This window comes from Scandinavium sp., from assembly GCF_032012665.1.
Classification (GTDB): Bacteria; Pseudomonadota; Gammaproteobacteria; order Enterobacterales; family Enterobacteriaceae; genus Scandinavium.
Genome location: NZ_DALZVG010000029.1, coordinates 11,744 through 24,405 on the forward strand (window position 1 = coordinate 11,744; position 12,662 = coordinate 24,405).

The following is a 12,662-nucleotide window of genomic DNA, read 5'->3' on the forward strand; positions in this document are numbered from 1 at the left end:
ACAACGGTATGGGAACGCCGGGCGTTGGGGATCAGCGTCTGCGGCCGCCCATCAGGCTGCCGAGTACGCCGCGAATAATCTGATTGGTTATCTGTCGCGTGGCGCTTTTCGCCATGGTTTGCACGACGCCGTCGCGCTTACCGCCGCGCGGACCGGTAGTGCCGAACAAAATGTCCTTCAGGCCGCCGAGTACGCCGCCGTCCACTTCTGCCGTTTCGCCTTTGGTCGGTGGTGCGTTCTGTGCCTCGGTGGTCTGCTGAACGCCTTTCTGTAATTTCTCATACGCCGACTCTCTGTCGACAGCATCTTCATACTTGCCATACAGCGGGGAGTTATTGATAAGGCCGTTGCGTTCGTCGTCCGTGACCGGCCCCATACGCGAGCTCGGGGCAATCACCATCGCCCGCTCAACTACGGAGGGGCTGCCTTTTTCATCAAGAAACGACACCAGTGCTTCGCCTGTGCCGAGTTCCTGAATGGCTTTTTCGGTATCAAATGCCGGATTGGCGCGCATGGTTTGGGCGGCAGTTTTCACCGCCTTCTGATCTTTCGGCGTGAACGCGCGCAGGGCATGCTGCACGCGGTTGCCAAGCTGGCCCAGCACGTTATCAGGAATATCAGAAGGGTTTTGCGAAACGAAATAGACCCCGACGGCCTTGGAGCGAATAAGGCGAATCACCTGCTCGATTTTATCCAGCAGCACCTGCGGCGCGTCGCTGAACAGCAGATGCGCCTCATCGAAGAAGAACACCAGCTTTGGCTTCTCAAGGTCGCCTGCTTCCGGTAACTGTTCATACAGCTCCGACAGCATCCACAGCAGGCTTGCGGCATACAGCTTTGGCATCTGATACAGCTTTTCAGCGCTGAGAATGTTGATGATGCCTTTGCCGTTGCTGTCGGTTTTCATCCAGTCTTTGATGTCGAGCATCGGTTCGCCGAAGAAGTGCTCTGCGCCCTGTTGCTCCAGCGTCAGCAGGCCGCGCTGGATAGCGCCCACCGATGCCGGGCTGATATTGCCGTACTGATTCTGGAACGATTTGGCGTTATCGCCGATGTACTGAGTGATGGCGCGCAGATCTTTAAAATCGAGCAGCAGCAGGCCCTGATCGTCGGCGATGCGAAAGATAATATTCAGCACGCCAGACTGGACCTCATTGAGATTGAGAAGACGCGAGAGCAGCAGCGGGCCGAGGTCAGACACGGTGGCCCGCACCGGATGGCCTTTCTCACCGAAAATATCCCACACCACGACAGGGTTTGCGTGCGGCTGCCAGTCGGTGACGCCGATTTTGCAGAGCCGCTCCATGAGCTTCTCTGAGGCTTGCCCTTCCTTTGCCACGCCCGTCAGATCGCCTTTCACGTCCGCCATAAAGACCGGCACGCCAATCTCTGAGAACGATTCGGCCATCTTTTGCAGGGTGACGGTTTTCCCTGTCCCCGTTGCGCCAGTAATCAGTCCGTGGCGGTTCGCCATACCGGGCAGTAATTTGAGTTGTAGATCCTTTGTGCGGGCAATCAGCAGCGGTGAGCTCATGGGTTTTCCTCCGTTTATCCTGCGTCGAGTATAGGCCAAAGTGACGGAAAATTTGCTCAGGCAATTCCGGACTTTGCGGCGTAATACGCAAGGTGGCCTATGCTTTTGCATACGTATTTCAAATGGGTGGAAGGTAATGTCCAGATTCTTCTTTAATGACCGCAAACAGCTGGTCAACGATGCCGTAGAAGGCATAGTGTTATCCGCGCCGCACGGCAACCTGGTGCGCCTGGATATCGACCCGGCCATTCGCGTCATCGCTCGCGGTGACTGGGATAAAAGCCGGGTAGCGGTGATTTCCGGCGGCGGCTCCGGTCATGAACCTGCACACGCCGGGTTTGTCGGCAAAGGGATGCTCACGGCGGCGGTGTGCGGCGACCTGTTTGCCTCGCCGAGCGTCGATGCGGTTCTGAACGCCATTGTGGCGGTAACGGGCGATCGCGGCTGCCTGTTGATCGTCAAAAACTACACCGGCGATCGGCTGAACTTCGGCCTGGCGGCAGAAAAAGCCAAACGCTATGGCCTGAAGGTAGAGATGGTGATCGTCGCCGACGACATCGCATTGCCGGACAACAAGCAGCCGCGCGGCATTGCGGGCACCGCGCTGGTGCATAAAATTGCGGGCTACGCCGCCGAACAGGGAAAAACGCTTAACGAGGTGCGCCATATTGCGCAGCAGGCATGCGACAGCGTCTACAGCCTCGGCGTGGCGATGGAGAGCTGTAATCTCCCGGGCAGCGATGACGAAGCCGGACGCATCAAGCCGGGGCACATTGAGCTTGGGCTCGGCATTCACGGCGAGCCGGGCGCGTCGGTGGTCGAAAGCCATAACAGTAAAGCTATTATCGACAAGCTGGTGGCGGCGCTGAAAGCCAAAGTGGGCGACGCAAAAGTGGCGGTGCTCATCAACAACCTTGGCGGCGTATCGGCGCTGGAGATGGCGCTGCTGACCAAAGAGCTGGCGCATTCGGCGCTGAAGGAGCAGATTGGCTGGCTGATTGGCCCCGCCGCGCTGGTCAGCTCACTGGATATGAAAGGCTTCTCGCTTTCGGTTCTGAAGCTCACGCCCGCATTTGAGCAGGCGTTGCAGGCCGAAGTTGAAACCATCGGCTGGCAAAAACCCGTGGCGTTCGCACCGTTGAAAACACTGAAGCACGGCAAAATTCACGACAGCGTCGACACCACGCCGTCTGACAATGCACAGGTGAAAGCGCTGGTATTGAGCACGACGCAGACGTTAATCGACCTCGAAAACCGCCTCAACGCGCTGGATGCGAAAGTAGGCGACGGCGATACCGGCTCGACCTTTGCGGAAGGCGCGCGGGATATTGTGCAGCTCCTGAACGCGGGCAAACTCCCGCTTAACGACAGCGCGCAGCTCATGCAGCTTGTTGGCGAGCGGCTGGCAACGGTCATGGGCGGGTCGAGCGGCGTTCTCATGTCGATTTTCTTCACCGCTGCGGGCCAGGCCGTGCACGAAGGTAAAACGCTGCCCGATGCGCTGCTGAAAGGTCTGCAACAGATGAAGCACTACGGCGGGGCGGGTCTCGGCGACCGAACCCTTATCGATGCGCTGCAACCGGCGCTGGAAGCGCTACGGGATCAGAACCTGAATGCGGCAATCGAAGCGGCGAAAACGGGGGCCGAGAGTACGGCGAGAATGCAAAAAGCGGGAGCAGGGCGTTCTTCGTATGTGAGTAAGGAGAACCTGGACGGCGTGACCGATCCTGGGGCGGTTGCGGTGGCAGAGGTGTTTGCGGCGCTGAAAAAGGTCTGAAGGAGGATGCCCTCTGTCGCCGTCAGGCGAAGAGGGCTGAATAAAGAGGAAATCAGCGACGAACAGCGATCGCTTCGATTTCAATCTTCACATCTTTCGGCAGGCGAGCCACTTCCACGCAGGAGCGCGCCGGGAAGGTCGCTTTGTGCTCGGTGAAGAACGCTTCATAAGTGGCGTTAACGGTTGCGAAATCGTTCAGATCTTTCACGAACACGGTAGTCTTCACGATATCGCCTACTTTCAGGCCAGCGGATTCAACGATCGCCTGCACGTTTTCCAGCGACTGACGCGCCTGCGCGGCAACGTCGGCCGGTACTTCGCCGGTTTTTGGGTTAACCGGGATCTGACCGGAAGTGATGATCATACTGCCCAGATCGACGCCCTGAACATAAGGGCCAATAGCGGCTGGTGCATTTTCCGTCGCGAGTACTTTAGACATGTTATCTCCTGAATATACTCGTCATACTTCGGGCTGTAGGTGAGTGGCTTTGCCGCCGTCCTACAACCCGAATTATTTAGAGTATAAAAGTAATGGGTTTTATAGGGACCCGGCCATTATAGGGAGGCCGGGATCCATTACCAACCTCAATTAGTTGGCCAGCACCACATAATGAGAAAACTCTTTTTCGCAGTATTTGCATTTGAGTGCGATGTCATCAGCGCGTTTTTTCACTGCAAAACTGGAGTAAACCGGCTCAGCATGACTGATGCAGTTGCTGTTCGGGCAGACCAGCACGCCATCGATGCGCTCCGGCAGGCTCGGGCGTGATTTACCCACCACTTCATACTCGTCGATGCGGTTTACCGTTGCGTGCGGGGCATACAGCGAAAGCTGGTTAACCTGTTCGTCGGTCAGGAAGGTATTTTCGATTTTAATCAGGTCCTTACGACCCATTTCGCCCGACGGCAGGTTCAGGCCGATGGTGATGCGTTGATCGGTTTCGGTCAGTTTGAACAGGGTGAGGAGCTTAAAGCCGACCTGCGCCGGAATATGGTCAATCACCGTGCCGCGCTTGATGGCTTCAACCTGAAGTTTGTTATCGTGTGTCATCGTTTTTCCCCTTACAGTGCCAGGTCGCTGTTCAGAACCAGCGCCAGCAGAGCCTGGCGCGCGAAGATGCCGTTGCCCGCCTGCTGGAAATACCAGGCATGCGGCGTTTTATCGACGTCGGTGGTGATTTCATCAATGCGCGGCAGCGGATGCAGGACCTTCATATTGCTGCGCGCGCCTTCCAGATCCGCAGCGCGCAGGACAAACTGCGCCTTCACGTTGGCGTATTCGGACGGATCCAGACGCTCTTTCTGCACGCGGGTCATATACAGAATGTCCACCTCTGCCATCACCTCTTCGATGGTGCCGTGTAGGCTCCAGGCAATGCCTTTTTCGTCCAGCATATCCAGGATGTACTGCGGCATGGCCAGCGCGTCCGGGGCGATAAAGTAAAAGCGGTTGCCGTTAAATTTCGCCAGCGCCTGGGTCAGCGAATGGACGGTGCGGCCATATTTCAGGTCGCCGACCATCGCGATGCTGAGGTTTTCCAGGCGACCCTGGGTTTCCTGGATGGTGAACAGATCCAGCAGCGTCTGGGTCGGATGCTGGTTCGCGCCATCGCCCGCGTTGAGTACCGGAATGCCGCCGGAAAACTCCGTGGCCAGACGCGCCGCGCCTTCCTGCGGGTGGCGCATCACGATGGCGTCGACGTAGGTGCTGATAACGGAGATGGTATCCGCCAGGGTTTCCCCTTTTTTGCCCAGCGACGTATTGGCGCTGTCGGAGAAGCCGACGACGCTTGCGCCCAGGCGGTGCATCGAGGTTTCAAACGACAGACGGGTGCGGGTGGAGGCTTCAAAGAAGCAGCTGGCGATCACCTTATGCTTCAGCAGCTCCGGCTGCGGATGCGCCTTCAGTTTGGCGGCAGTCGCCAGCACCAGTTCAAGGTCTTCGCGGCTGAGATCGTTTATGGAAATGATATGTTTTTGATATAGCGGGTTAGCCATGTTTATCTCCTGACGCCTGGGCAAAAAAAAAGCCCCTTAAAAAAGGGGCTTCTTGAATTCGGGAATGCAACGGAAGAAAAACGGCAGACCAGCGCCTGTTTTCAGACGCGGTAAGACAGAATGTCGTACGCAGTTGACCATGCTTCCTCCCGGCAAAACGGCTGGCATTATACGCAGTTGGCTGCGGGGATCAAGGGGTTCATGCACAGAAAGGAAATCGTTTGCCTGCGGAAAGGTGCGTCAGGGCAAATATCCACAAAAAAGCGATGGTATGGCAGCGGGTTTGGGCGTATAAAACAAAAAAATGAAACGTTGTTTTATATTGAGAGGGTTTTATGATCGCCGGAAATATTCACCATATTCATAGCTGGCTGCCATCTGAGCTGCGCCAGGTCATTGAGCATGTCAAAGCACACGTTACGGACGCCACGCCGCTGGGCAAGCACGATATCGACGGCAACCGCCTGTTTTATCTGATTTCAGAAGACAGCACCGGGCCGTTTGCCGATCGCCGCGCCGAGTATCACGCGAAGTATCTGGATATCCAGATTGTCCTGAAAGGCCAGGAAGGGATGACCTTCAGCACTCAGCCTGCGGGCAAGCCGGACACCGACTGGCTGTCGGACAAAGACATCGCCTTTTTGCCGGAGGGCGTGCAGGAAAAAACCGTGGTGCTGAGCGAAGGGGATTTTGTAGTGTTCTACCCGGGCGAAGTGCATAAGCCATTATGCGCCGTCGGGAAACCGGCGAAGGTGCGCAAGGCCGTGGTGAAAATGCTGGTGGAGTGAGTGTGTACTTACTTTCTTTGCTGGGAGGCAAAGTAAGAGGGCATCAGACGATGCCCTTTTTTACATCAAAAATCCGCCTTCAGCACGACGCGATAGCGCGCCTTGCCTTCGCGCACATGCTTCAGCGCATCGTTGATTTTCGACATCGGAAACAGCTCCGTTGTTGGGGCCACTTTCGCGCGCCCGGCAAACTTCATCAGCTTGCGCAGCTCAGCCGGGTTACCCGTTGCCGAACCGGAGATGCTGCGGTCGCCGCCGATAAGCGTAAACGCAGGCACCTGTAATGGCTTCATCACCGCGCCGACGGTGTGGAAGTTGCCGCCGTAGGCCAGCGCTTCGAAGTACGGCTGCCAGTCAAGGTCAACCGCCACGGTGTTGATGATGAGATCGAACTGCCCGGCCAGCGCCTTCAGCGCTTCCGGATCGCGGCTGTTAACCACGCGGTCTGCACCCATCGCCAGCACTTCTTTCTCTTTCGCCGGATTTGAGCTGAATGCTGTGACTTCCGCACCCATTGCACGCAGCAGCTTGATGGCAATATGCCCCAGCCCGCCGATGCCGATCACGCCGACGCGGCTGGTGGCGGTGACGTTGTTAATCAGCAGCGGCTTGAATACCGTAATGCCGCCGCACAGCAGCGGGCCTGCGGATTCGATATCGATGCTTTCCGGCAGCGGAATGACCCACTGCCAGTCGGCGCGCAGCTTATCGGCAAAGCCGCCGCGGTTCATGATGGTCGGCAGCGAGCCTTCCAGACAGTTGATATGATTGCCGCTTATGCAGGCATCGCAGTGCCCGCAGCTGCGCGCCGTCCAGCCCACGCCCACGCGCTGGCCTACTTTCAGGCCCTTGCTTTGCGCCGCAGAGCCCAGCGCCGCCACGCGACCAATAATCTCGTGCCCCGCAACCAGCGGATAGCTCGACATGCCCCATTCGTTGTCGATCATCGACAGATCAGAATGGCAAATCCCGCAGTAATCCACCTGAACTTCAACGTCTTCCGGCAGCAGTTCGCCCGCATCGTATTCCCACACTTCCAGGTCTGCCCCCGCCTGTTTCGCGGCGTAACTTTTTATAATGGACATCGCACTTCCCTCACTATGGTGTTGAACAGGAAGTGTAGAGCATGCCACCGGGCGGCGCTTGGCAGAACGGGGCGGGAAAGGGATTGGGCACAGGGGCAAATGTGATGCAGTGCTTTTCTCCCTCGCACCTATGGGGTGAGGGGGGGAGCTAATCTTTGATTCGCCTGAAATCACTCACAAATCATCATTGCCGAAATTTTCAACACTTGACAGATGCCGTCTGAGATGCAGCTTGCAAGCCACCGTATGACAGGTATAATCCAACACGTTTCCGCATCACCCTTCTGTGCCGGAGTGGCGAAATCGGTAGACGCAGTTGATTCAAAATCAACCGTAGAAATACGTGCCGGTTCGAGTCCGGCCTTCGGCACCATCGGAACATCAATAGACGTCAATGGACGTCTTTTTTTGTGCCTGAAATCCAGTATCCGCAAGGCTTCCCTCGCTTTTTCACTCAACCTAAGTCAACCTGATTCAATCTACATCAACACACTGATGCGGGTACAACTGCGGGTATATCCCGGTTCGATAATGTTTGTACCCACACAGAACCCTTGAAAGGATACTCATCATGGCTCTGAGTGATGTGAAGGTTCGTTCGGCTAAGCCTGAAGTAAAAGCCTATAAACTAACTGACGGCGAAGGCATGGTTTTGCTGGTTCACCCTAACGGCTCCAAATATTGGCGTCTACGTTATCGTTTTGGCGGTAAAGAGAAGATGCTAGCGTTGGGGAAATACCCCGAAGTATCGCTGGCGGATGCCAGGGCACGCCGGGATGAAGCCCGTAAGCTATTAGCTCATGGCGTCGATCCCAGTGAGAACAAGAAAGCCGTTAAAGTAGAGCAAGAACAAGAGGCGATAACGTTTGAAGTGGTCGCCAGAGACTGGCACGCCAGCAATCAGAAATGGTCTGCATCGCACAGTGCTCGTGTATTGAAAAGCCTGGAAGATAATCTCTTTACTGCTATCGGTAAGCGGAACATTGCTGAATTGAAGACGCGGGATCTGCTCGTACCCATCAAAGCTGTGGAGTCATCCGGGCGTCTTGAAGTCGCTGCCCGTTTACAGCAGCGTACCACCGCGATTATGCGCTTTGCCGTTCAGAGCGGCTTAATCGACTACAACCCTGCACAAGAAATTGCCGGTGCAGTTGCTACGGCGAAAAGACAGCACCGTGCTGCTCTGGAACTTAATCGCATACCTGAATTACTTCATCGTATCGATCACTATTCTGGTAGACCGTTAACCCGACTGGCGGTTGAGCTCACTTTGTTGGTTTTCATCCGTTCAAGCGAGCTGCGATTTGCCCGTTGGTCAGAAGTGGATTTTGAAACAGCTATGTGGACGATCCCGGGCGAGCGTGAGCCACTGGAAGGAGTTAAGCATTCTCAGCGTGGTTCGAAGATGCGGACTCCACATCTTGTTCCCTTATCGCGTCAGGCCTTAGCGGTTTTGGAAAAGATCAAAAGTATGAGCGGGAATCGAGAGCTGATCTTCGTTGGCGATCACGATCCGCGTAAACCCATGAGTGAAAACACGGTGAACAAGGCTCTGAGAGTGATGGGCTATGACACGAAAACGGAAGTATGTGGGCATGGGTTCAGGACAATGGCGTGTAGTTCTTTGATTGAATCGGGATTGTGGTCGAGGGATGCAGTAGAGCGTCAGATGAGTCATCAGGAACGTAACTCTGTACGTGCGGCTTATATTCATAAGGCTGAACACTTGGGGGAGCGTAGGTTGATGTTGCAGTGGTGGGCGGATTATCTGGATGCGAATCGGGAGAAGCAGACTTCACCATTTGATTATTCTACGATTTACAAACAGTCTTTTGACGATAGATAAATATGAATTATTAAGAGAACCCAAGTCAAAATTTACAGAGATTAGTATTAATAATCAACTGCTGTTTGTTCAGACTTGGGTTGTATAATTAGAAAATAACCCCAGATTGTATTTCTTTAACGAGTTCTCCCACGGAGAATACTTTCCAACCATCGACTTTTACCGGTGTTAAATTTACTGCAATTTTTGAAACCGGCCAGGCAGCTTCTACGGTGGCAATAATTTCATGCTCCGCGTTTTGTAAGTCTAATCCCGGAACTGGTGGCGGGTATCCTTTGTGTTGCATAATGTTTATATCACCATGAATCGATGGATCTGTCAGATCGTAAATATCCTTCCAGGATTCAGCCTTCAAAAGCCCTTGTTGGGAACGTAAGCGTTGAATGATTGCCATGTCAGCCTGAGTGACAAATATTCCTTCGTGCAAAGGTTGCTTTCGATGGCAATCTTTACACAAGACGAGTAGATTTTCAGCTGAGTTATCATATTTAATACCATTTTTGTGGTGAACATCGCATAGACTTTTCATGGACATTAAATTCACACCACAATCACTACATTTGTAGTTAGCTTGTTCTCGAGTAGTTCTGGATATATCCTTCCAATTTTCTACATAGCCGCTATTTGATTTATCATAGATTCCTTTAGGCATATGGCGAAAGCAGGTACTATAATCTGAAAAAAATTCATTCAAAGAAAATGATTTAAATATTACTCTTTTCTGTTGTTTATCTATACTTCCTTTGTAATTAAGGCGTTCTAGGCAGTTCATACAAACTTTAAGAGCGACATCTTGGCTCCGACCGAGCCCATCATCAATTTCAAATAAGCCATCAACACGATTTGTTGCATGATACCGTTCAAATCGATTTTTTTGGCGCATGTCATCTAATGTTCTACACCAGGCAATATGAAATCGCTTCCCTTTCTCTCCATCTTCAATAGCCGCATCATAACGTCCGGTATGGTCTCTAATATACAAAAGAACCTGTCTCCCTTGGTAGGAAATAAGACCACTGCCGGGATCAAGATCTTCAATTCTAACTTCTTTACCTGCAGAAAGTTCGATATCAATTGGATCAAAAACTACAGGCGTTTCGTCAAGAAAAAAATCTACGCCTTCCGGCAACATTTTTCTTCCTAACTGAATAAGTTCAGAAATGTCGATAGATAATTTCATCTCTTACTCCTGAATTATTTTTCTAATCTGCAACTCGGCATTTGTTACAACTTTAAATGTTACTCGGCGAGAGCGATTGGGATCTTCTTTACCAGATTTATCAAGAATAGGGTGTGCGGAAGAATATCCAACGGCAGCAAATTTACTTTTTACCCACTTCTGGTGTGCTGCGCTTTCTTTTAAACCATAGACATACTGCAGTACTGCTCGTGTTCGCCCTTGCGAGAGTTCCATGTTATTAAAATAGGCCATGTCAGAATTGGACGCTCCAGTCCAGTCAGTACTTGTATGTCCCTCAATACGTACTTCAGTAATATGTTCCTGGTAGTTATCAAGAACTTTAAGGTAGCGAGGGAAGAAATTATCAAGGATCTGTTTAAATTTTGGCTTAAGCTCTGTGCTACCTAAACCAAATAAGACATCGGGTGATTTGAAACGGACCTCAAGAGTTTGTTTGTCAATTTCAGCATCCCAAGCTGGCAAATCCTTTGTAAACTCAGTTTCTAGTGCATTATAGAGTTGAAGTTGAGCATTTTCATAGGCGACAGCCACTTCTTTAATTTTTTCTTTTTCAATACGCACATAGTGCATGTAGGCGATAGAAATAAACATAAATACCATCATCAGACCTGCCATTAAATCTGACATTGAAACCCAATGTTCATTATCTTGATCTTTTTTAGGGGCCTGCTTGCCAAGGATTTTATCCATTAGCAATTATCCTCGTTTTTGATTAGCAGAAATTAATGTTTGCAGTTGTCCCATGACAGCTTGATACTCTTTGAGTAGTCGCTCGTAGTTACCGACAAAACCTTTGCTGATTGAGAGCAGAGCATTCCCTAGTGATTGCATCTCACGATTCATTTCGCGCTCTGTTGCTTGCTCAAAAGCATGTAACTGCTCGTTAATTGAACTACCAAATTTCTCAATTGACTCTTTCACCTGAGATGTCAGTCCCGCGCTTGCTTTATCAAACGAAGATTGCATTGAACCAAACATGTTATCGGCATTGCTGGATAATTGTTGATTAAATTTCTCACCTGTCTTACTGAACATATCAATAACATTAGTAGTGTTTTGTTCCATATTTCGATGCAATTCTCTTGAGTGTGTTTCCAGAGATTTCAGGAACTCATCACCACTTTGTTTCATCTCCGTAATAGTGTCTCCTAGCGTGCTGGTAAGAGTTTCAGAGGAATTGCTGACATCATGCGCCATTGATGCAAAAGCTTGCTGTGTCTGAGTCACTGATTGTCTGAAACCTTCAGTGCCTTCATCAAGGGCAACTCGCATCGAATCAGCATTGATAAGTATCTGCTGACTGGTTTGTTCAAGAGACGCGCTGACATTCGCGGCACCTAATTTTAAGAGTTCACCCACTTCAGACATTTTTGTTTGAATTTCAGGTAAAACATCAGTTGCCTTATCGCGTATGGCGACAAAGGTTTCCAGATGACGGGAGAGTTCACCAATTTGGTGCTGATTCACTTGCAGCACGTCACGAAGCTCAGCCATCGCAAGAGGAATCTCTTTGCATTCTTCCCAGATCCCTGCGACAGCTTTTCTGGTTTCGACTAAAGATTCAACACTTTGTTGGTATTGCTCACCCATCTGCTCAACTTGGTTTTTATAGTTTTCCTGCCAGTCGACAAGTTTTTTTACAGAAGTATCAAGTGCTTTGAAATTCTCACCGAATTGTTCAGTTAAATTATTGTTGAAATCAATAATAACTTGCCTAAGGGCATCGATAATTTGTTCGGTTGCTCCTTTTGCCATCAGGTCTGCAAATTGCTGTAATTGTTCCCAGAGCTTATTACTGAAATTAGAATGGTTAGATATTTGTGCCCGGGAGGCATCACTGATTTCATTACGCAGTAGTTTTATTTGGGCAATAATGGAACCCTCTTCGCTACCACTCATGCCAGAGATTAACTTCACTAAATGTTTATTTTGTTCTTTTAATTCTTGATGGATATGCTCAGGAGTAACCGACGCTGGAGTATTATCCTCCAATAGGCGACGTTTATTGGCAAAAAAGAAAGCATCTAATCCATTAAACAAAATTGCGAAAAACATTCCAACAATACTGGTAATGAATGCTGTTTTAAGACCTCCTAATAATACAGGGATGCTGGCATCAATGCTTTCAGTATTAAAATTAAGCAATCCAATAATGATACCGATAAAAGTACCCAGTATGCCTAATGCTCCCATTAATGTTGGAGCATATTCTCGGAATTTGTTATGAATATTTTTATGATCACACCACCACGCAGCACAAAATACAAAGATAACAGCCCAAATAAAAATGTTTGTGACAAGTGTGGAATCAATTGATTGAAACAAATGTTCAAAAAGCTGAGCTAACATTGTTGTTCCTGTAATAATCACAATTAGTAATACTGGTGTAAAAATTGTATGTACACCTTGTAAAATATGTGGCCTTTAAGCCAG

12 protein-coding genes and 1 tRNA gene are annotated in these 12,662 nt (G+C 50.8%); 4 read left to right on the top strand and 9 right to left on the bottom strand.

Annotated elements, in window-relative coordinates; genetic code table 11:
• Positions 1-31: 31 nt before the first annotated feature.
• Complete coding sequence (locus RTU33_RS18805) at positions 32-1,534, bottom strand: DUF853 domain-containing protein (RefSeq protein WP_312629371.1); 1,503 nt, start codon at positions 1,532-1,534, stop codon at positions 32-34.
• A gap of 136 nt (positions 1,535-1,670) precedes the next feature.
• On the opposite strand from RTU33_RS18805, the gene RTU33_RS18810 reads away from it, so the two are divergent.
• Positions 1,671-3,311 (top strand): dihydroxyacetone kinase subunit DhaK, encoded by a 1,641-nt coding sequence (locus tag RTU33_RS18810; RefSeq protein WP_312629372.1) that lies wholly within the window; start codon positions 1,671-1,673, stop codon positions 3,309-3,311.
• A 52-nt stretch (positions 3,312-3,363) separates the two neighbouring features.
• Here RTU33_RS18810 and ridA read toward each other — a convergent pair whose 3' ends face one another.
• The 4 genes from ridA to RTU33_RS18830 all read right to left on the bottom strand — a co-directional run bounded on the left by ridA (position 3,364) and on the right by RTU33_RS18830 (position 5,450).
• Positions 3,364-3,750: a 2-iminobutanoate/2-iminopropanoate deaminase gene (ridA, locus tag RTU33_RS18815; RefSeq protein WP_312629374.1), complete on the bottom strand. Its 387-nt coding sequence runs from the start codon at positions 3,748-3,750 to the stop codon at positions 3,364-3,366.
• 150 nt (positions 3,751-3,900) lie between these two features.
• Positions 3,901-4,362, bottom strand: coding sequence for an aspartate carbamoyltransferase regulatory subunit (gene pyrI, locus RTU33_RS18820; RefSeq protein WP_312629376.1), 462 nt, complete (start codon positions 4,360-4,362; stop codon positions 3,901-3,903).
• Positions 4,363-4,373: 11 nt separating this feature from the next.
• Positions 4,374-5,309 (bottom strand): aspartate carbamoyltransferase, encoded by a 936-nt coding sequence (gene pyrB, locus RTU33_RS18825; protein WP_312629378.1) that lies wholly within the window; start codon positions 5,307-5,309, stop codon positions 4,374-4,376.
• A gap of 36 nt (positions 5,310-5,345) precedes the next feature.
• Entirely contained in the window at positions 5,346-5,450 is a 105-nt protein-coding gene (locus RTU33_RS18830; protein WP_312629379.1) for a pyrBI operon leader peptide, read from the bottom strand.
• Positions 5,451-5,644: 194 nt separating this feature from the next.
• On the opposite strand from RTU33_RS18830, the gene RTU33_RS18835 reads away from it, so the two are divergent.
• Positions 5,645-6,097, top strand: a complete 453-nt coding sequence (locus RTU33_RS18835) for a YhcH/YjgK/YiaL family protein (protein ID WP_312629380.1) — start codon at positions 5,645-5,647, stop codon at positions 6,095-6,097.
• A 65-nt stretch (positions 6,098-6,162) separates the two neighbouring features.
• Here RTU33_RS18835 and RTU33_RS18840 read toward each other — a convergent pair whose 3' ends face one another.
• Positions 6,163-7,182, bottom strand: a complete 1,020-nt coding sequence (locus RTU33_RS18840) for an NAD(P)-dependent alcohol dehydrogenase (RefSeq protein ID WP_312629381.1) — start codon at positions 7,180-7,182, stop codon at positions 6,163-6,165.
• A 288-nt stretch (positions 7,183-7,470) separates the two neighbouring features.
• Between RTU33_RS18840 and RTU33_RS18845 the strand changes: the two genes are divergently transcribed.
• Both RTU33_RS18845 and RTU33_RS18850 read left to right on the top strand, forming a co-directional pair.
• Positions 7,471-7,555, top strand: a tRNA-Leu gene (locus RTU33_RS18845).
• A gap of 198 nt (positions 7,556-7,753) precedes the next feature.
• Positions 7,754-9,028 carry an integrase arm-type DNA-binding domain-containing protein gene (locus RTU33_RS18850; RefSeq protein ID WP_312629382.1) on the top strand — a complete coding sequence of 425 codons (1,275 nt, stop codon included), beginning with the start codon at positions 7,754-7,756 and terminating at the stop codon, positions 9,026-9,028.
• A gap of 88 nt (positions 9,029-9,116) precedes the next feature.
• On the opposite strand, the gene zorE is transcribed toward RTU33_RS18850, so the two are convergent.
• The 3 genes from zorE to zorA2 are packed head-to-tail and all read right to left on the bottom strand — an operon-like array spanning position 9,117 to position 12,578.
• Complete coding sequence (zorE, locus tag RTU33_RS18855; protein ID WP_017694611.1) at positions 9,117-10,208, bottom strand: type II Zorya anti-phage system protein ZorE; 1,092 nt, start codon at positions 10,206-10,208, stop codon at positions 9,117-9,119.
• A 3-nt stretch (positions 10,209-10,211) separates the two neighbouring features.
• Entirely contained in the window at positions 10,212-10,919 is a 708-nt protein-coding gene (gene zorB2, locus RTU33_RS18860; protein WP_023343022.1) for a type II Zorya anti-phage system protein ZorB2, read from the bottom strand.
• Positions 10,920-10,925: 6 nt separating this feature from the next.
• Positions 10,926-12,578, bottom strand: a complete 1,653-nt coding sequence (gene zorA2, locus RTU33_RS18865; RefSeq protein WP_130987946.1) for a type II Zorya anti-phage system protein ZorA2 — start codon at positions 12,576-12,578, stop codon at positions 10,926-10,928.
• Between the last annotated feature and the right edge of the window lie 84 nt (positions 12,579-12,662).

Excerpts from the sequence above, each read along its gene's own strand:
- RTU33_RS18840 (WP_312629381.1), bottom strand. The coding sequence starts at position 7,182 with ATGTCCATTATAAAAAGTTACGCCGCGAAACAGGCGGGGGCAGACCTG.
- RTU33_RS18810 (WP_312629372.1), top strand. The coding sequence starts at position 1,671 with ATGTCCAGATTCTTCTTTAATGACCGCAAACAGCTGGTCAACGATGCC.
- RTU33_RS18830 (WP_312629379.1), bottom strand. The coding sequence starts at position 5,450 with ATGGTCAACTGCGTACGACATTCTGTCTTACCGCGTCTGAAAACAGGC.
- zorE (WP_017694611.1), bottom strand. The coding sequence starts at position 10,208 with ATGAAATTATCTATCGACATTTCTGAACTTATTCAGTTAGGAAGAAAA.
- RTU33_RS18835 (WP_312629380.1), top strand. The coding sequence starts at position 5,645 with ATGATCGCCGGAAATATTCACCATATTCATAGCTGGCTGCCATCTGAG.
- zorA2 (WP_130987946.1), bottom strand. The coding sequence starts at position 12,578 with ATGTTAGCTCAGCTTTTTGAACATTTGTTTCAATCAATTGATTCCACA.
- RTU33_RS18805 (WP_312629371.1), bottom strand. The coding sequence starts at position 1,534 with ATGAGCTCACCGCTGCTGATTGCCCGCACAAAGGATCTACAACTCAAA.
- ridA (WP_312629374.1), bottom strand. The coding sequence starts at position 3,750 with ATGTCTAAAGTACTCGCGACGGAAAATGCACCAGCCGCTATTGGCCCT.
- zorB2 (WP_023343022.1), bottom strand. The coding sequence starts at position 10,919 with ATGGATAAAATCCTTGGCAAGCAGGCCCCTAAAAAAGATCAAGATAAT.
- RTU33_RS18850 (WP_312629382.1), top strand. The coding sequence starts at position 7,754 with ATGGCTCTGAGTGATGTGAAGGTTCGTTCGGCTAAGCCTGAAGTAAAA.
- pyrB (WP_312629378.1), bottom strand. The coding sequence starts at position 5,309 with ATGGCTAACCCGCTATATCAAAAACATATCATTTCCATAAACGATCTC.
- pyrI (WP_312629376.1), bottom strand. The coding sequence starts at position 4,362 with ATGACACACGATAACAAACTTCAGGTTGAAGCCATCAAGCGCGGCACG.